This is a genomic window from Aminobacter sp. LjRoot7, assembly GCF_964252895.1.
In the GTDB taxonomy this organism is placed as follows: domain Bacteria; phylum Pseudomonadota; class Alphaproteobacteria; order Rhizobiales; family Rhizobiaceae; genus Aminobacter; species Aminobacter aminovorans_B.
The window spans coordinates 244,403-262,843 of record NZ_CAXUPX020000009.1 but is presented as its reverse complement, the minus strand read 5'-3'; the positions used below and the strand labels follow the sequence as shown (position 1 = coordinate 262,843).

Annotated in this window: 16 protein-coding genes; 13 read left to right on the top strand and 3 right to left on the bottom strand. The window is 59.3% G+C overall.

The features are described 5' to 3' along the window. The first annotated feature begins 6 nt into the window (after positions 1-6). The gene (locus ACSQ3E_RS23590) at positions 7-1,149 is read left to right on the top strand and encodes an efflux RND transporter periplasmic adaptor subunit (RefSeq protein WP_436124512.1); all 1,143 of its coding nucleotides are present in this window, start codon (positions 7-9) and stop codon (positions 1,147-1,149) included. Between the two features lie 284 nt (positions 1,150-1,433). Here ACSQ3E_RS23590 and ACSQ3E_RS23585 read toward each other — a convergent pair whose 3' ends face one another. Both ACSQ3E_RS23585 and ACSQ3E_RS23580 read right to left on the bottom strand, forming a co-directional pair. Continuing rightward, positions 1,434-1,874 carry a MaoC family dehydratase gene (locus ACSQ3E_RS23585; protein WP_436124511.1) on the bottom strand — a complete coding sequence of 147 codons (441 nt, stop codon included), beginning with the start codon at positions 1,872-1,874 and terminating at the stop codon, positions 1,434-1,436. Then, the gene (locus ACSQ3E_RS23580; RefSeq protein WP_436124510.1) at positions 1,871-2,308 is read right to left on the bottom strand and encodes an acyl-CoA thioesterase; all 438 of its coding nucleotides are present in this window, start codon (positions 2,306-2,308) and stop codon (positions 1,871-1,873) included. Before ACSQ3E_RS23580 ends, ACSQ3E_RS23585 begins: the two co-directional genes overlap by 4 nt. A gap of 171 nt (positions 2,309-2,479) precedes the next feature. Here ACSQ3E_RS23580 and ACSQ3E_RS23575 point away from each other — a divergent pair, with 171 nt between their 5' ends. The 12 genes from ACSQ3E_RS23575 to ACSQ3E_RS23520 all read left to right on the top strand — a co-directional run bounded on the left by ACSQ3E_RS23575 (position 2,480) and on the right by ACSQ3E_RS23520 (position 16,599). Next, positions 2,480-3,295: an enoyl-CoA hydratase/isomerase family protein gene (locus ACSQ3E_RS23575; protein ID WP_436124509.1), complete on the top strand. Its 816-nt coding sequence runs from the start codon at positions 2,480-2,482 to the stop codon at positions 3,293-3,295. Between the two features lie 65 nt (positions 3,296-3,360). Continuing rightward, on the top strand, positions 3,361-5,091 hold the full coding sequence (locus tag ACSQ3E_RS23570; protein WP_436124508.1) for an ABC transporter permease subunit: 1,731 nt from the start codon (positions 3,361-3,363) through the stop codon (positions 5,089-5,091). Positions 5,092-5,119: 28 nt separating this feature from the next. Beyond that, entirely contained in the window at positions 5,120-6,214 is a 1,095-nt protein-coding gene (locus ACSQ3E_RS23565; RefSeq protein WP_436124507.1) for an extracellular solute-binding protein, read from the top strand. 141 nt (positions 6,215-6,355) lie between these two features. After that, the gene (locus ACSQ3E_RS23560) at positions 6,356-7,429 is read left to right on the top strand and encodes an ABC transporter ATP-binding protein (RefSeq protein ID WP_436124506.1); all 1,074 of its coding nucleotides are present in this window, start codon (positions 6,356-6,358) and stop codon (positions 7,427-7,429) included. 105 nt (positions 7,430-7,534) lie between these two features. Continuing rightward, entirely contained in the window at positions 7,535-9,553 is a 2,019-nt protein-coding gene (locus ACSQ3E_RS23555) for an acetate--CoA ligase family protein (RefSeq protein WP_436124505.1), read from the top strand. 5 nt (positions 9,554-9,558) lie between these two features. After that, positions 9,559-10,743 carry an NAD(P)/FAD-dependent oxidoreductase gene (locus ACSQ3E_RS23550; protein WP_436124504.1) on the top strand — a complete coding sequence of 395 codons (1,185 nt, stop codon included), beginning with the start codon at positions 9,559-9,561 and terminating at the stop codon, positions 10,741-10,743. After that, complete coding sequence (locus tag ACSQ3E_RS23545) at positions 10,727-11,032, top strand: (2Fe-2S)-binding protein (protein ID WP_436124503.1); 306 nt, start codon at positions 10,727-10,729, stop codon at positions 11,030-11,032. Before ACSQ3E_RS23550 ends, ACSQ3E_RS23545 begins: the two co-directional genes overlap by 17 nt. Beyond that, positions 11,025-12,446, top strand: a complete 1,422-nt coding sequence (locus ACSQ3E_RS23540) for an NAD(P)/FAD-dependent oxidoreductase (RefSeq protein WP_436124502.1) — start codon at positions 11,025-11,027, stop codon at positions 12,444-12,446. The genes ACSQ3E_RS23545 and ACSQ3E_RS23540 overlap by 8 nt, the downstream gene beginning before the upstream one ends. A gap of 34 nt (positions 12,447-12,480) precedes the next feature. Continuing rightward, positions 12,481-12,825 carry a RidA family protein gene (locus tag ACSQ3E_RS23535; protein WP_436124501.1) on the top strand — a complete coding sequence of 115 codons (345 nt, stop codon included), beginning with the start codon at positions 12,481-12,483 and terminating at the stop codon, positions 12,823-12,825. Between the two features lie 18 nt (positions 12,826-12,843). Next, positions 12,844-13,890, top strand: a complete 1,047-nt coding sequence (locus tag ACSQ3E_RS23530; protein ID WP_436124500.1) for a LacI family DNA-binding transcriptional regulator — start codon at positions 12,844-12,846, stop codon at positions 13,888-13,890. A gap of 83 nt (positions 13,891-13,973) precedes the next feature. After that, a complete protein-coding gene (gene hisD, locus ACSQ3E_RS23525) occupies positions 13,974-15,290 on the top strand; it encodes a histidinol dehydrogenase (RefSeq protein ID WP_436124499.1) in 1,317 nt (438 codons plus the stop codon). Positions 15,291-15,474: 184 nt separating this feature from the next. Then, positions 15,475-16,599 carry an MFS transporter gene (locus ACSQ3E_RS23520; protein ID WP_436124498.1) on the top strand — a complete coding sequence of 375 codons (1,125 nt, stop codon included), beginning with the start codon at positions 15,475-15,477 and terminating at the stop codon, positions 16,597-16,599. Positions 16,600-16,798: 199 nt separating this feature from the next. Here the strand turns inward: ACSQ3E_RS23520 and ACSQ3E_RS23515 are convergent, their stop codons facing one another. Then, a complete protein-coding gene (locus tag ACSQ3E_RS23515; RefSeq protein WP_436124497.1) occupies positions 16,799-17,989 on the bottom strand; it encodes an HNH endonuclease in 1,191 nt (396 codons plus the stop codon). Positions 17,990-18,441: the final 452 nt, after the last annotated feature.

The following is an 18,441-nucleotide window of genomic DNA, read 5'->3' as shown; positions in this document are numbered from 1 at the left end:
ATCCAGATGCGCATTTTCAAACTCGGTCTGAACGGCAGCCTTCTCGCACTGGCTGTGGCGGGCGGCTACCTCCTCGCTGGCTGGGACGTCGGCAGCACGACTGCGGGTGCCGCACCATCTGCACCGGCTCCCCAGGCAATGCCGGTGCCGGTGGTCGGCGTTGTGAAGAAGACAATTCCCATCTATCTCGAATATGCCGCGCGCACGGAAGCCATCCGCAACGTGACTCTGCGCGCCAAGGCGTCAGGCTATCTTCAGGAACAGCCGGTATCCGACGGCACCGACGTGAAGGCAGGCGACCTGCTCTACAGAATCGAGGCCTCGGACTATCAGGCCGCGCTCGATCAGGCCAAGGCGCAGATCGAGCGTGACCAGGCATCGCTCGACTACCTCAAGTCCAGTCTGAACCGCGGCAACAAGCTCGCCGACAACGGCTATCTGGCCAAGGACGGCTTTGACCAACGCCGGAGCGCGGTGCGGCAGGCGGAAGCAGCACTCGCCATATCACGTTCGACCTTGCGGACCGCCGAGATCAATCTGAAAAACACCGAGATCCGTGCCCCCTTCGCCGGTCGCCTCGGACGCAATCAGGCGCCGGAAGGCACGCTGGTCACAAGCGCCGCCGGCACGCCACTGAACAATCTCGTCCAGCTCTCGCCGATCTACATCACCTTCAACCCGGGCGAGACCGAACTGGCCGAGATCCAGAAGGCCTTTGCCAATGGCACCGTGGAAACCGAGGTCATCATCCCCGGCAGCGACAGCAAGCCGCGTGAGGGCAAGCTGACCTTCATCGACAATGCCGTGGAGCGCAACACAGGCACCATCGCCGCCCGCGCGACGATCGAGAACCTCGACCTGTCGCTGCTGCCCGGCCAATATGTCCGCATTCGCCTCCACATCAGGGAGTTGCCCAACGCTCTGATGGTGCCGCAGACAGCACTCGGCTCCAGTCAGTTTGGCAAATATGTCTACGTCGTCGGCAAGGACAATCTTGTCGAACAGCGCGTGGTCGCCCTGGGCCCCACCGATGGCGATCTCGTGACGCTGACCACCGGCATCAAGGAGGGTGACAAGATCATCTCCGGCAACCTCCAGAAGATATACCCGGGGGTAACAGTTCAACCGCTCGATGCCGGCGGCGGTTGATCATCCTGCATCTTGCCTGACGAGCGCAGCAGATGCGGCAACAATACGGACGGACGGCTTCGCGCCCCATTGCAGCCATTCAAGATGCCTATTCCACAGCCCAAACCAGACAGTTCCATTCCATGTCAGCGAGGAACTCGAACCTAGCTATGCCGGTAACTGGCCTATGGTCGTGGTGATCCTGGGCTTCGGGATGCCGGCGTGTTTGGACGCCGCCCCAGCAGAGCTCGACTTTGGCCTTGGTGCCAACTTAGCAAGAGCTGGCGAGCAGGCGATAGGCGTAGCTATAGTCGGCGCTGGTGCGACTGGACGAACAGTATCGCTTCACCAGCAAGCACCAATATGCCATCGCAAGTGCATGTAGTTTCCAGATGTACGCGATTTCGCTCCGGCTCCAGCTTGGTAATGAGCGCGGTGGCTTCCACAGTAGAGCCTGGTCGAACGGGTGCGCGAAACTCGAGAACCTGTCGAATATAGACATTGCCGGGGCCGGGGAGGCGGGTACCCAACACTGAGGACACAATGCCTGCGGTCAGCATCCCGTGAGCAATACGGCCCTCGAAGCGCGTCTTCCTGGCCCATTCCTCATCCATGTGGACGGGATTGAAGTCTCCCACTGCCGTTGCAAACATTTCGATGTCATCGGCTGTGACGGTCTTCGTGATGCTGGCGGACATGCCGATGCTGAGGTCCTCGAAATAGTAGCCGTCCGATACTGCAGTCATCGCGCAAATTCCTTGTCGAACTCTGGGGTGTCGGCCAGCACGAGCTCCAGCCGAGCACGGACGTCCTCGGGAATGGCTGCGGGTCTGTTGATTGCATAGTCCATGTGCACATAGCTGCAGCGTCCGGCCGAGCAGACGCTTCCGTCTTGCATGATCACTTCGTTGACATGGAAGCTGGTGCGTCCGATGGCGCGCAACCAGGTGAGCACGCTCACCTCGGAAGCCAAGTAGATCTGGCGCTTGTAACGAATCTCCATCGATATCACGGCCACCGCCCAGCGGTCGAATGACAGGTCTGGTGTGAATGCCTGGAAGATGTCGCGCCGACCGGCCTCGAACCAGATCGCCGATGTCACGTTGTTGATATGGCCGGCCCCGTCCGTTTCAGAAACACGGGGCATTATCGCCGTTCTACTGGCGTTGTTGGGTATCACTCGCGCCTCCGCCATGCATACGAATTCATGATTTATGCTCCGCCCCTTCTTTACCACATCGGTTTGGTGGTTAGAAGCGGCTCAAGAAATGAAAAATAGGTGTTGCATCCGTATGCATTCGATGCAACAAAGCCACCATCAAGTTCGATCAATGGTGAGGGAGGAAACCTGTTGTCGTACGAAATGATCAAGGTGGATGTGCGTGCTGGAATCGGCTTCCTGACCTGGAGCCGGCCGCGTGTTCACAACGCCATCTCTCCCGAGATGATGGCCGAAACGATGGCTGCCCTGTCGGAGCTCGGCGTTCGGGATGACGTGCGCGTCATCATCCTGTCGGGCGAGGGCAAGTCGTTCAGCTCGGGCTGCGATATCAGCGTCAGAGCCGATCGGGAGACGCAGGGCATCGACGAGTGGCGCACGCGCTATCAGAAGAGCCTGCAGTTCATGCTGAGTTTCTGGCGGTGCCCCAAGCCTATCATCGCTTCGATCCACGGCTACTGCCTGGCCGGCGGCTTCGAGGCGAGCCTGGCATGTGACATCTCCGTTGCCGCCGAAAGCGCTCGCTTCGGCATGCCTGAGGCCAAGATGGGCTCGCCCAGCATCATGCTCATGCTGCCGTGGCTTGCCGGGCCCAAGATGTCCAAGGAAATCCTCATGTGTGCGGAGGACACGTTCTCCGCTGCCCGAGCCAAGGAGGCCGGCATCGTCAACCACGTCGTTCCCGACGAGGAGCGCGAGAGCTTTGTCCTGGAACTGGCGAACCATATTGTCGGTGCGTCTCCGGTTGCGGTTGCTTACTTCAAGCGCGCCATCAACCAGACGTTCGAGATCATGGGCCTGATGCCGGCGCTCGAGGCTAATGTCGAGGCGGCTGCCAGCATGAAAGGTATCGTCGACAAGGACCGCGACGAGTTCCTGCTGGTCAGGAAAGAGCAGGGCCTAAAGGCTGCGATCGCCTGGCGCGCTGCGCGGGTTGGTGCACAATGACGGTTGCCGACTTGCAGTGGCAGGCTGGCCGGACTGGCGCGCGTTCCTGGCGCCAGCGTCCCATCGTGTCCCTGCTTCCCCTCATCCCCGCATGGGCGTTCCTGATCCTCTTTTTTGCCCTGCCTCTGGTCTTCGTCACGGGGGCAAGCATCTTTGACGAGAGCGGATCACTTTCGCTTAAGAACTTCGTCCGTCTTCTCGAGACGGCGGTCTACTGGCGCATCCTGCTCAACACACTGGATATCGCCTTCTGGTCCGCGTGCATCACTGTGGTGGCTGGATATCCGCTTGCCAGGATGCTTGCGTCAGGCGAGCGGAGTGGCAGCAGCCTATTGATGATTGCCATCATGATCCCGCTCTGGACGAGCTTTCTGGTCCGCGCGCTGGCCTGGATGCTGGTCCTATCCAGATATGGCGTCATCAACAGCACGATGCTGTCGACAGGGCTCGTCGATACACCGGTGCGGCTGGTCAACAACTATCCAGCCGTCCTGCTGGCAATGGTGCATGGCATGCTGCCGCTGGCTGTGCTGACGATGTACTCGGTCATGCAGAACATCGATCCGGCTTTGACCCGCGCCGCTTCGACGCTTGGAGCACGTTCTGGGCACGCTTTCTGGCGCGTCTATTTTCCGCTGTCACTTCCGGGCGTTGCCTCGGCGTGGCTCGTCGTCTTCGTCTCAGCACTGGGGACCTTCATCGTACCCGTTTTGTTGGGCAGTCCCCGCGAAATGATGATCGCTGGCTCAATCGTCGAGCAGATCAACAACAATTTCAATTGGGGCTTTGCAGGCGCTCTCACCGTCATGCTGCTTGGAGCCACGCTGGTCGTCTATCTTGTGTTTGAAAGGACGCTCGGCAGTTCGGTCCTGTCAGGCGGTGCAGCGAGCTCGGCGTCCACGGGAACCCGCAATGGACGCATCCAGCAATGGATGAGGCCACTCGGCATTCGGATCCTTGCCCTTGTCGGTACCGTTACGGTCTTCTTTGAGAAGATGCTCGAACCTGTGCTGGGCAAGCGAAAGACTGGAAACGGTCTTCTCCTTAACACCAGCGCCGGGCTTTTGGTCGCCTTCCTGGTACTGCCGGTCGTGTTCGTGATCCCGGTTTCCTTCTCTGAGGACCGGTTCTTCAGCTGGCCTCCCGTTGGCTTCACGACGGAATGGTTCGAGGCCTATTTTACCTCGACGGTGTGGATGAAGGCCACGCTCAATTCGGTGCTGTTCGCCTTCGTTTCGGCAATCACCTCGATGCTGCTTGGCATTCCTGCAGCACTTGTACTTGCGCGTCGGAGCGTGCCGATGCGGGCACTGCTGATGATGCTCGTGCTGATGCCGATCGTGCTGCCCAATGTCATCGTTTCGGTCGGCCTCTTCTATGTCTTTGCCTACGTCAACCTGGTCGGGACCGTCTGGGCGATCATCATCGGCCACACCGTTCTCAATCTCCCTTACGTCATCATCACCGTCATGGCGGTGCTGAAGAACTACGATGTCCGCCTCGATCACGCCAGCTGGACGCTAGGCGCGAGCAAGCTGCAGACTTTCCGCCTGGTGACGATGCCGATCCTCAGGGCAGGCATTGTCGCAGCCTTCCTGTTCTCGTTCGTGCGGTCCTTCGACGACCTCTCGATTGTGCTGTTTCTCGGCGCCGGACAGCTCAGCACCCTGCCTTTGCAGCTGTGGTCGACCGCCCTGGTGGGCATCGATTCAACCCTTGCTGCCGTGTCGACAGTCATCTTCTGCACTGTTTGCGTGGTGGTGGTCGTTGCAACCCGAATTGGATCGAAGAAGTAACTAAAAACGATCCAGACCGTCTCTTAATGTGGAGGAGAAAACCATGAAGAGCACTAAAGTATCGCGTAGAGACGCATTGAAAATACTGGGAGCCTCGTCGGCAATCCTTGCTGCCCCGGCAATATTCTCCCGAGCACATGCGCAACAAGATGGCTTCTCGGTCGGCATTCCCGGCGGCTACGAAAAAGCATTCCAGAATGCGTTCCTCGATCCTTATGCCAAGGAGTTCGGCGTCAAGCCGACGCCTATCCTGGCCGGCACCTCGACGGTCGAGATCAAGGCTCAGGTCGAAACGGGCAAATTCTTCTACGATGTCCGCTTCAGCGTGGCAGCGACCGGCAACGAAGTTCTTGCCGCAGCCGAACTGCTCGAGCGGATTGACGATATCGACTCCGAAGACGTGCAGGCCATCTATTCGGCCATGCCGGAAGCGCAGCGCCGGTCGACTTTTCTTCCGCATGGCCTGTCGGCACAAGTCATCGCGTATCAGGATCATCTGAACTTCGAGAATTATGCCGACGTCTGGGATCACAAGAAGCTTCCCGGTGCACGCGCGCTGCGAGGCCAAGGCAAGGACTCGATCGAGGCAGCTCTGCGTTCCATGGGAAAGCGGCCGAGCGAGACCGCGGCGTTCCTTTCGAACGAGGACGGATGGAAGCAGGTATTTGCCCGGCTGGACGAGATCAAGGAACATGTGACGAACTGGTGGGAGGAAGATTCCGATATCACCCGCCTGCTCGGAGCGCGCGAGGTCGATGTGACAGCCTTCCCCCATCATCGCGCCATGGCAGCCGTCGAAAGCGGTGCCAAGATCAAGTACAACTACGGTCAGAGCATGACGACCGCTCTCGGCTGGGTCATTCCGAAGAACAGTCCGAAGGCAGAGGCAGGGCGCAAGTTCATCGCATTCTGCTCGCGCCCTGATCGCATTGCCGCCTTCACCAAGGATGTGCCGATGGGACCGATGCACCCTGGCGTGATGGCGCTGCTCGATCCGGCCTTCGCAGCGAAGCTACCCACCCACCCCGACAACGTCGGAAACATCGAAGCCGAGGACGTGGCCTTTTGGCACAAGAACCAGGGCCCGGCCAACGAACGCTTCAAGGAATGGCTGCTCGGCTAACCCAGGACTCGATGCGACGCGCGGCCTGATGAGACCGCGCGTCCACCATCGACAAGGCTACCGATAGTTCGCCACGCCGCGACGGCTCGGGAAATGCCCATTCCGCATCGCCGAGCGCCCTAGCAGGCAAGGAATTTTCAAATGGATCTGAAACTGAAAATCGAGGGAGTGAGCAAGTCCTATGGAGCTGTCCGAGCCCTGAACCCCATCTCCGTGGATGTGCCGGCGGGAGAGTTTCTCACCCTGTTAGGGCCGTCGGGATCGGGCAAGACAACGCTACTGCAGATATTGTCCGGACTGGTTGTGCCCGATGATGGCGGCATCTGGATCGATGGAAAGCTCGCGACCCATCTGCCTGTCTCTCAGCGCGATATCGGCATGGTGTTCCAGAACTATGCCCTGTTCCCGCACATGACTGTTGCCGAAAACATTGCTTTCCCGCTGCAGATGCGTGGCATGAAGAGTACCGATATTGCCCCGAAGGTGCGCCGGATCCTGGACATCGTTCAGCTGCCGCATCTGGCTGATCGGTTTCCGCGCGAGCTTTCCGGCGGCCAGCAGCAACGTGTCGCGCTGGCACGATGCGCAGTTTACGAACCACCGATCATCCTGATGGACGAACCTCTTGGCGCACTCGACAAGAACCTGAGAGACCAGATGCAGATGGAGATCGTTCATCTGCACAAGACGCTGTCCACGACCATCCTCTACGTCACCCATGACCAGGAAGAGGCAATGGCGATGTCTGATCGGATCTGCCTTATGAAAGATGGGCGGATTGAGCAGCTGGGCACTCCGAGGGATCTGTATCGTTCGCCGAGGACCGAGTTCGTCGCCAATTTCTTCGGTCGGTCGAATGTCTTCAGGTGCACGGTCAAGGAGCAGTTCGACCAGACCGTGCTCCTGGACGCTCCTGTTGGTCCGATCATCGTCAATGGGTATCGCCCGGGGCAGAAAGCCAACCGCGGCCAAACAATGTCGGTCGTGGTCCGGCCCGAAGATATCCGCTTCCTGAATGGCAATGAAACGGCCGACAACGAGATCGTCGTTCGCCTCGAACAGACGGTCATGACGGGTGCAACCACGCGCTACCTCGCGAGAAGCACGGACGACACGCCCATCGAAATCCTGTCATTCAGCTCGTCCGGATATTCGCCCGCAGGCGGCGAGTGCCGTGTCGGATGGGGCAAGGAGAATGTCACCATCGTCAGCTGATCGACCCGAACACCAGAGATGCCGAGCAAATGAAGCTCGTTACCTGCCTTACTAGAAGGAATGATCATGTACAGTAGTATGTCGAAGCTCTTCTCGCCAAAAAGCGTGGCCGTCGTCGGCGCAAGCGAGAGAGACGGAAACCTTGGGGGCCGGCTGATCAAGGCGCTCAAGAATGGCGGCTACAAGGGTGAAATCTATGCCGTCCATCCCACTGCGTCGGAAGTCTTCGGAGTGCCGAGCTTCTCCAACATCCGCGACATCGGCAAGACTATCGATTTTGCAGCGCTGTCCGTGCCCGATAGCCAGCTTCTCAGGGCCTACGAAGAGGCAATCGCGGCAGGGGTCAAGGGTTTCCAGATTCCGAACCGTGGCTACGACGCCGAGCGGAAGTCGCTAACCTACATCCCCGACCGTCTGCGCGAGTTGGGGTTGGAAGCTGGCGTCGCTGTCTGCGGTCACAACTGCATGGGCTTCATGAACGTTCGCGACAGCGTGCGGATGACGCACAATCCGCCTCCGGGCCTGGACTTGACGCCAGGCGGCGTGTGCATCGTCTCGCACAGCGGCTCGAGCTGGTCCGGCATAGTGGGAAGCCAGCGCGATCTGGCCCTCGATATTGCCCTATCAGCCGGCGCAGAAGTCGTTTCTGGATTCCCTGAATACATCGAGTACTTCGCCTCGCTGCCGACGACGCGGGTCATCGGTCTGGTGGTCGAGACGATCCGGCGTCCCGAAGCTTTCCTGGCGGCTGTCGGCAATGCCTTCCAGAAGGGCATCCCTGTGGTGCTTCTGGCACTTGGCTCGACCGACGTCGGCGCAAAGTTCACTGAGGCTCATTCGGGCGGCCTCTCTAGTCCGCGCCAGGTTCTGGATGCTATCGGCCGGAAGTATGGCGTCATCGTCACCAAGACGCTCGACGAGTTCCTCGATTGCATCGAAGCCTTCCGCACTGAGCGAGTTCCCACGGCACTGGGAGCAGGCGTCATCAGCGACTCCGGCGGCGAGCGCCAGCTTATAGCCGACGTGTCCAGTTGGACGAACCTGAAGCTCGCCACTTACGGGCACAAAACCAACGAGCAGCTCACCCAGATTCTCGAAGACGATGTGGTGATCGGCAATCCTTTGGACTCCATGGGCGACGCCCCCATGGCCGATTCCGGCATTGCGATTTCAAGGGATCCCGCAGTCGGTGCCGTCGTCATCGGCAACAATCTGGTCGATGGCCGCCAATTCATGATCGACGTTTCGAACTCGACGACAAAGATCCATGAAAATACTGCCAAGCCGGTCTTCATCTTCGGTAATCTGAGCACGTCGGTGTCGCGGCCGGGCGCCCGCAATCTGCGCATGAAGGGCATTCCGGTGCTGATGGGCACGGAATCCGCCTGCTACGCCATCGGATCGTTTCTGGCATGGCACGAAAAGAGGCGGGCCTTGGGGGACACCGCCTCCACCAGTCGCGACAGTGGTCACAACCCCACCGAGGAGCTGCCTCGCCTTGCGGACACCTTCACGCAGGACAAAAGCTACGCGCTGCTCGCCGAATGCGGTCTGCCCATGGCGCTTATGCTTGAATCGAGCACCCTGGCTGACACGGTAAAGAATGCGCAATCGCTCGGCTATCCTGTCGTCCTCAAGACCGCCAATCCCGATATCGCGCATAAGTCCGACGTTGGCGGTGTAATCTTGGGAATCCGCAGCGACGAGGAATTGGCTCGGCACTATGCCGTTCTTTCCGAACGCTGCGGTCCGCAGGTGTCGTTGCAACCAGCGCTCTCGGCCGACTACGAGGTGATCGTCGGCATGCATCGCGATCCGCGCTTCGGGCCGCTCGTCACCGTTGGCCTCGGCGGGGTGTTCACCGAGATCTTGCGCGACAGCGTCAATCTTCTGCCGCCAGTATCCTTCGACGAATTCGAAGCAAGCCTGAATGCGCTTCGTGCGGCAGCGGTCCTGCGCGGCGCAAGAGGGCAGCAGGCGATTTCGCTGCGCGAACTCTACAATGTGGTCGTGAAGATTTCCGAGTTCGCTCTCCAGAACCCTGGGATCACCGGCATCGACCTCAATCCGATCATGGTGCGGCACGGAAAGCTGACCATCGTCGACGCGCTGATCACAGTCTGAGGCCGGTGGGGCGGGCGGCAGCATTTACTCCCGCCCCACCTTTCTGCGAATGGCGGCACTGCCGCGACAAGGGCAATCGAATGCACGACGAATTCGAATACGGGGTGATCGGGGGCGGCCTTGTGGGGGCGTCACTGGCCTATGGCCTCGCCAAGAGGGGTCGGAAGGTCGTGATGTTCGACGAGGCGGACATTGCCCGCCGGGCATCGCGCGGCAACTTCGCGCTGGTCTGGGTCCAGGGCAAGGGGGCCGCACTCCCGGTTTACTCGGACTGGACCATATCCTCGGCCATGGCGTGGAGCAGCTTTGCTGTCGAGCTCGAAGAATTGACGGGCATTCGCCTCCATCACCGTCGCCCGGGCGGCTTCGTCCTCTGCCTTGACGAGGACGAACTGGCCGACCGTGCCCAGGATCTCGCAAGGCTCAAGGCACACAATCCCAACTATCCGTTCGAAATGCTGGATCGCAAGGAACTGGCGAAAGTCCTGCCGCAGGTCGGGCCTGACGTGGTCGGCGCGTCCTTTTGCGAGCTCGATGGCGACGTGAATTCCCTGATGCTTTTGCGCAGCCTGCATACGGCGTTCGCACTGCTCGGCGGCACTTCGCTACCTGGACGCAAGGTGCTCGATATCAAGCGCAATGGCCAGGGCTTCCGTCTCGGAACACAGTCGGGAGAAGTTCATGTCGACAAGGTCATCCTGGCAGCCGGGCTCGGCAATATGGAACTCGGCAGCAAGGTCGGCTTCGATGTTCCTGTCAGGGCGCAGCGAGGCGAGATCATGGTGACCGAAAAGATCGCGCCTTTCCTGCATCATCCAATGCACATCATCCGTCAGACCAATGAGGGCGGGGTGATGATCGGCGACAGTCATGAGGAGGCGGATGACTACAATTCGGTCAGCATGCCCATTCAGTCGTTCATGGCCAGGCGCGCGCTGCGCATGTTCCCATGCCTTGAAGCCTTGAACGTCGTGCGCATGTGGTCGGCCCTGCGGGTTCTCAGCCGCGACGGCTACCCGATCTACGCGCAGTCCAAGACCCACCCCGGCGCCTATCTGGTGACATGCCACAGCGGCGTGACGCTAGCGGCCGCGCACGCCAACCGACTGGTGCCGGCGCTGCTTTCGGGCGGTCGCGACACGATTATCGGTTCATTCGGACTGGAGCGATTTCATGCTGAAGCGGCTTGAAGATCTGCCAGGCGAAACGCTCCGCATCCGGATCGACGGGAATATGGTCGAAGCACAGGCCGGGGATTCAGTTGCTGCGGCGCTCCTCCTCTCGGGCGTGACGACCACCAGGACCACATTGATTTCCGGGGCACCTCGCGCGCCCTATTGCATGATGGGCGTGTGTTTCGAATGCCTCGTGAAGATCGATGGCGTAGCCAATCGGCAGGCCTGCATGATCGAAGTCAAAGAGAACATGAGCGTGCAGACCCAGATTGAGGTCAGTCGGGGAGAGCAGTCCGATGATTGATCTGCAGTCGATAAGCGAGATCAAGGGGCGGTACGGGTTGATCGTGATTGGTGCCGGTCCGGCGGGCATGGCTGCAGCGGTCGAAGCGAGCCGGCACGGCGTCAGAACGCTGGTTCTCGACGAAAATGGTGCTGTCGGTGGCCAGATTTATCGCGCGATCACCGCGACCACGCCAAAGCGTCTGGCGATTCTCGGCAAGGATTATGCAAAGGGCGCAGAACTGGCCCGCGCCTTTGCCGCCTCGGATGCCACATACCTTGCCAAGGCTACTGTCTGGCGCCTGACCTCGGAGCGCGAGGTGGCGGTTTCGCATAATGGCATCTCCCGACTGACCAAAGGCGACCGCATTCTGGTAGCCACCGGCGCCATGGAACGGCCTTTTCCTATCGCTGGCTGGACCTTGCCAGGTGTCATGACCGCCGGTGCGGCGCAGATTTTACTCAAGGCCAGTGGCGCCGTCATGGGCCCGAAAGCGGTACTGGCGGGAAGTGGGCCCCTGCTTTGGCTGCTTGCGAGCCAGTATCTTGCTGCCAATGTTCCGCTTCTGGCGATCCTGGATACAACGCCGAGGCGCAATCTGCGAAAGGCCATTGCGCATTTGCCGGGTTTCCTTGCCTCGCCTTATTTCCGCAAGGGCCTGAGCCTCATGGCCAAGGTTCGGCGGGCGGTGCGCGTCTATTCGAATGTCGAGGATCTGCGCGCCGAGGGCGACGAACATCTCGAGCATGTGCGTTTCCAGGCTTCCGGCAAGGAACACTCCCTGAGAATCGATCATCTGCTGCTGCATCACGGCGTCGTACCCGAGGTCAACATGCTGCGGTCGGTCGGCTGCGATCTCGTTTGGGACAACGAGCAGATGTGCTGGCATCCCGTGGCCGAAGCTGGAGGTCAGACTTCCGTTGCAGGCATCTATGTCGCTGGCGATGGTCGGGCCATATACGGCGCCGAGGCTGCGCGCTTCGGCGGACGCCGTGCGGGGCTCGAAATTGTGAAATCCCTGGGCGCCATCGACGATGCGACTTTTGAGCGATCTTGTGCAGAGGTCGAACAGGGCGTCAGGCCGTACTTGCGCGGTCGCATCTTCCTCGACCGAATGTTCAAGCCAAGGCAGGAGCATCTCGCGCCGGCAGACGATGCCGTCGCGTGTCGTTGCGAGGAGGTCATGGGCTCTACTGTGCGAGATGTAGCGACCCGCTTGAAGGCACAAGGCCCCAACCAGTTGAAGGCATTTCTGCGATGCGGAATGGGGCCATGCCAGGGCCGTCAATGCAGCCTCGGTATTACCGCCACGATCGCCGAAATCCGCTGTGTCGAGCCCGGAGAGGTCGGTGCCTACCGCATACGGCCACCAGTCAAGCCGATTGATGTCGGCCAGATCGCCAAGCTGGAAACCACTGCCGAAGATCGGCACTGAGCAATTCAAATAGAAATCATAGAAAGGAAATTCGATGATCGACAGGCGATATCAAACAAAGATCATGCACCGCGCGGTACTCAGCTCGGATGTAATCTATTTCGGCGGTGTCGTTGCGGACGACTTGTCGGCAGGCATGTTCTCGCAAACGCAGGGGGTCTGCTCAAAGGTCGAACGCATGTTGAACGAGCTGGGCTCCAGCAAGGAAAAGCTGCTACAAGCCACGCTTTACATTACGGATATGGCGATGAAAAACGAGATGAACGAGGCTTGGACTGCATGGCTGAGTCCCGAGCATCTGCCCACTCGCGCAACCATTGGGGTGGGGGATTTGGGGGAAGGCGTGCTTGTCGAAGCGGTTGTGACAGCTCGCCAATAATCTGTACGAGGGAATTCAGTGTCTGACGCGGCTAACAGCTCTCAACCCAAGATCAAAGGCTCAGGCGTTACTTCCTGGGACGTTGCTCGAATTGCGGGCGTGTCGCAGTCGACCGTCTCGCGGGCCTTTGCCAACAGCCAGCTTGTTTCGAGAGAAACGCGCGACCGGATCTTTTCGGCTGCCGAACAACTCGGCTACCACGTCAACATCATGGCCCGCGGGCTGAGCACCCAGAAATCCGGGCTCATCGCCGTCGTCACCGGGTCGACGAGGAACCCGTTCTACTGGGACGTGCTCCGACTGGTCGACGAACGCCTGCAGGCCGAAGACATGCACGTGATGCTGATGACCGTGAAGGAGGGCGAGAGTACCGATTCCGCCATCCGCAAAGTTCATCAGTATCGCGTCGATGGCCTTCTGGTACTTTCGGCTGAGTTGTCGTCGAAGGCGATAGACGAATGCCGGGAATTCGGACTGCCGGTGGTCCTGTTCAATCGTTATGTTGAAAGTGGCAATGTATCGGCAGTCGCGTGCGACAACGTCGTTGCGGGCCGGGACATTGCACAATTCCTATACAACACCAATCACCGGCGCTTTGCCTTCATCTCCGGCTTGGAAGACAGTTCGACCAACAAGGATCGCTTGCAGGGGTATAGTGACCAATTGGAGCGGCTCGGTTGCCCGCCTCCGCTCCTCGAGGGCGGCGATTTCACCTACGAAGGTGGCAGGCAGGCGGTAAAGCGACTGATGCTCCAGGCAGAACGGCCCGAAGCTATCTTCTGTGCCAACGACATAATGGCAATCGGTGCGCTCGACGGGATCAAGGTCGATCTCGGGATGAGGGTGCCGGAAGACGTGTCAATCATCGGGTTCGACGACATCTCGATGGCCTCCTGGTCCGGGATCGAACTCACCACCATGAGACAGCAGACAACCCGTATGGTGGAGAGTGCCGTCGAGATCCTGACGCAGAGGATCGATGCACCCGACCTCAAGCCGGAATTCAGGCTCGAACCTGGAAAACTCATGATCCGTCGAACGGTAAGGCTGGACAGACAAGCTTAGCGTCAGGGCGACGAAAAACACCCCAAACTGTTTTTGATGATGGGCGATGGCTTTGGCTGAAGCTTCGCCCAAAGGAGGAAGTTATGCCAAAATATCTGAAAAGCCCGGCTACCCGTCGCGAAAACGTCAGCAATCTCGATGTGCGGCAGACGGTGGAGCGTATCATCGAAGAAGTGCAGCGCGACGGCGATCTGGCTGTCCGGCGCTTGGCTGTGAAGTTCGACGGATACGATCGCGAATCCTATCGCCTGTCGGCGCAGGAAATCCAGGAATGCCTTGACGAGATGACCAAGGAGGATCTGGACGACATCCTGTTCGCTCAGCAGCAGGTCCGGAACTTTGCGGAGAAGCAACGTGGTTGCCTGCTCGACCTTGAGGTCGAGACCTACCCTGGCGTTGTGCTCGGACACCGCAACATCCCGGTTGCCAATGTTGGGTGCTATGTGCCCGGTGGAAAATACCCGCTGCTGGCATCCGCCCATATGTCCGTCGTCACCGCTAAGGTCGCAGGCGTCGAGCGCATCGTAACTTGTGCGCCGCCGGTCAACGGTCGTCCGTCCCCTGCAATTGTCGCGGCCCAGCATCTGGCAGGCGCCGACGAAATCTACTGTCTGGGCGGCGTCCAAGCCATTGTCGCCATGGCTCTAGGTACGGCCACCATCGGGGCGGTCGACATGCTGGTCGGTCCTGGCAACGCATATGTCGCCGAGGCCAAGCGCCAGCTCTACGGACGCGTTGGCATCGACCTGTTTGCTGGGCCGACCGAAACCCTCGTGATCGCCGACGAAACGGCGGACGCCCTTACCTGTGCTACCGATATCCTTGGTCAGGCGGAGCATGGGCCTGACTCGCCGGCGATCCTGCTGACCACGAGCGAAACGCTGGCGGTCGAGACGCATAGACATATCGAAGACCTGCTGTCGGTTCTTCCCACCGCCGAAGTAGCACGCAAGGCATGGCACGCTTTCGGTGAAATCATCCTTTGCCGTGACGATGCCGAGATGCTTGTCGAAGCGGACCGTATCGCTTCGGAGCACGTGCAGGTCATGACCCGCGATCCCGACTACTTCCTGAAGAACATGCGCAACTATGGCGCGCTCTTCCTCGGCGAACGGACCAACGTCGCTTATGGCGATAAGGTCATCGGCACGAACCATACGCTGCCGACGTTAGGCGCCGCCCGGTACACCGGCGGGCTTTGGGTAGGGAAGTTCCTGAAGACATGTACCTACCAGCGAGTGCTGACCGACGAGGCGTCCGTCTATTTTGGCGAATACTGTTCTCGCCTGAGCATGCTTGAAGGCTTTGTCGGCCATGCGGAGCAGGCCAACATCCGATTGAGGCGTTTCGGGGCACGGGCTGTGCCCTATGGGACGGCTGCGGATCGATGCCGCGAATAATAGATCTCGGGCCTTTGTTTAAGGGGAGGGGTGGTCACTGTCGCTCCTCCCGGAACCGCCTACACACGCCTAGCCACTCCAATAACAAATCCAGCCGGTCATCGAGAATTTCGGGTAACAGGTAATGATCCCTCGGAAACGGCGAACGGCGGGACTGAACCTGAGGCTACTGGCGCCATTGCTTGTGGCGGCGACCCTGCTTCAGGTCGCCGTCCCGCTTTCTCGGGTTGCTACGTCGTACCGTGCCCTTGAGCTTGACCTGCCACTGCTGCAGATCGGCCTGCTCTCTTCCGCGTTTGCTCTCTTGCCGATCCTCTTTTCGCTCCAGGTCGGGCGCTACAACGATCTCAGGGGGGAAGGGAACACCGCCTTGGCGGGGTCAGTTATCGTCGCACTCGCCGTCTTTGGGCTGTGGGCCTTGTCTTCCAGCTTTCTTTCGATGATGGCATTCACTTGCCTACTCGGAATTGGTCACGTGATGCTGGTTTCCGCATTGCAGATGATGACCACACGTTGCTCTGCTCCCGACCAGCACGATCGTATCCTCGGACATTTCCTGGTGGCGACGGCGCTCGGCCAGGTCCTGGGGCCAATGGCAATAAGTTTGACGACGCCAGCTGGCGCGCCGTACCCCGATTCCGGTCTCTACTGGATATTGGCCTTGTCAGGCCTTGGACTTGGAGCATCTTCGCTGCTGATCAAGTTGGGCCTGCCAAAACATGTGCTCCATTCGGATTCACGAGGTTTCCAACCTGCCACGGTGGTCCGCATTCCCGGTCTGCTTGCCCTGATCATCGCGAGCGGGCTCGCGGTGGCAACCAACGATCTGATCGTCGTGTTCTTCCCTGTTCTCGGCGCAGCGAACGGCATTGATGCTGGCACGGTTGGTGTACTGCTCAGCATGCGCGCGCTCGCGTCGATGGCTTCGCGGTTGCTGTTTTCTCGCCTTGTCGAAACGATTGGCAAGGTGCGACTGATGACCGCCGCCCTGCTTGCGACTGCCATTGCTACTGGTGCCTTGGCCCTGGACATGCCGACATGGGCGGTTGGGCTCGCATTGGGAGGGTCAGGCTTCTCCATGGGGATAGCCATTGCTTGCTCCATCTCGCTCAGTCTCGCATTGGCGCCCCCATCGGGAAAAGCCACGGCAATGTCGATACGGCTTACCGCCAATCGCCTGGCACAGTTCCTGTTGCCTCTCGGCGCAAGTGCAAGTGCGGCGGTAGTTGGTCCGGGAGGCATCTTTGCCCTCAGTGGACTGTGCTTGATGGCATGTGGCGCGCTCGTGGCACGGGTGCGCCAGCGTTGATGTAAGCCGAGCCCGGAAACGGGCAGGGCCATGAATGTCGGGTTTGCGCCCCATTTCGGTCAATCTGGACGTTTTGGCGATCGCCCGAAAGCGGACATTCGATCTGAAGCCGACCAAGCGTTCATTTCGCGGTGGACTCCCGCTTTACGATCTAATCGGCATCAAAAGTTGGGGGTCCACAGGCGGCGTCCTCATCAGCTCAAGAGGATGGGACGTTCGTCTTCAAGACGTATGCCGTAAGAGCTGGGCTGATAAATTCCGCAAGGTTCCTCACGTGCTCCTCCGTGATCGCTTCGCCTTCCTTGCAACCCGCTTTCCGAAGCCCTTCAACAATCAACTCGCGTAGCCAGTCGCGTCTCGATGCATCATGCGCGTATCTTAGCATGGGGGTAAGCCGCGCTTGGACTTGGTCGAATTGCGGTCGTTCAACCTCCCATCTCGCCCATACCCAATCTTTCTCTATTGAGCACAAGCTGCCTTGAAGTAAGGCCCATTCTTTGTTGTCGAATGGGTTGGAGATTAGACAGTGGCGCTGATCACTTGGCGCGCCCACATCGCAAAGCAGAAACCGCCAACCTATCGCGCCGTAGAGACGGAAGTACCCATAGGTTCGACCGATCTGATCGCTTCCAACCCAAATCAGATTGGGATTGGTGCCGAACCGCACCGGAACGTCGGGGAGCGTACGGGTATCCATCTCGATGAGGTCTCCGCCGCCCTCCGGGTTTTCACCGGTCCGAATGAAACGGCGAATCGCATCGTACCGAGGTGAATTGACCTCCTCGTTTCCACACACTTTGGCCCATAGCACCAAACAAGCCTTGGCTTTTGACTGCTGCGATCTGCCGACCCCAAACTGCACGCTCTGCCGTATCTCGGGAGCTGGCTGATAACTCGAGCGCTTGTCTCTCAGCATGTCCTGCTTTATCGCCGCAACTGCCTCCTGCGTTAGCTTCCCGAGCTTCTTGGCAATCGCAGTCGCTGCGCCGGTTAACAGCTTCTCGGCCTCAGCGTCTGAATAGGCTTCAATGGAAACCAGAATCTCCTCTTCGGTGAAACTCAGCTCCAAGGGCTTGGGAGCGCGCAGGCGAGGTCTCATCCCTGCCACGAGATCGAATCTCTGGCCGTCCGTCTCCAAACCGCGAATTTGGGGGGCACTATCACCGTCGCCAGCCTTTAGCTGGCAGATGTTTCGCAGAAATTCGGTGGTTTTCGCGAGATCTTCATCGGGGCCGATACCCATTTCATGATTACAGGCAGGGCAAATTACGTCGCGCACCGTCATGCGTCCGCCGAGCGCGTTCAAAAGGACATGCTCTGGCTTCGTCTTTTCAGGGATCGCGTTTTGGCAGAGGATGCACCGTCGAGCTGCCGTTCGCTGCTTAGCCATGGAAGTTCCAGTCGAATCAATTTCCGTCATGTACGGCGACTGCAATCGAGCGAGCTTAAAAGAAGCGTGCTTTGACAGTATGCGTCAAGCATGTGTAGCTCCAGGCAAACGCCATCTCAGGGATCAAGGTCAAGGATCATCACACCTGGCACGGCTTTGCGACATAGGCTGAAGTAGGCTCAGAGGAAAAATCTTCTGCCAATCATTGACGTGCGGCCGATGCCAAGCCCAGGCACCTTCCTGAACTTCTGGATCACGGGGTACCCGAGTAATCGGGCGGGGTGATGTTTCTGGCAGATTGAGTGGTTGCAAAGGCATACAAGGCAAGGCCTAGGGACGAGCGGTAGGGGCCGTCAATCGGAACGCGAAGGCGGTCATCCTTGGCCACGCGAAGCACTCCTGATTGTTACCGTGGGGCTATGCGTCAGCCCATGGTGAGCACATATTGTTGG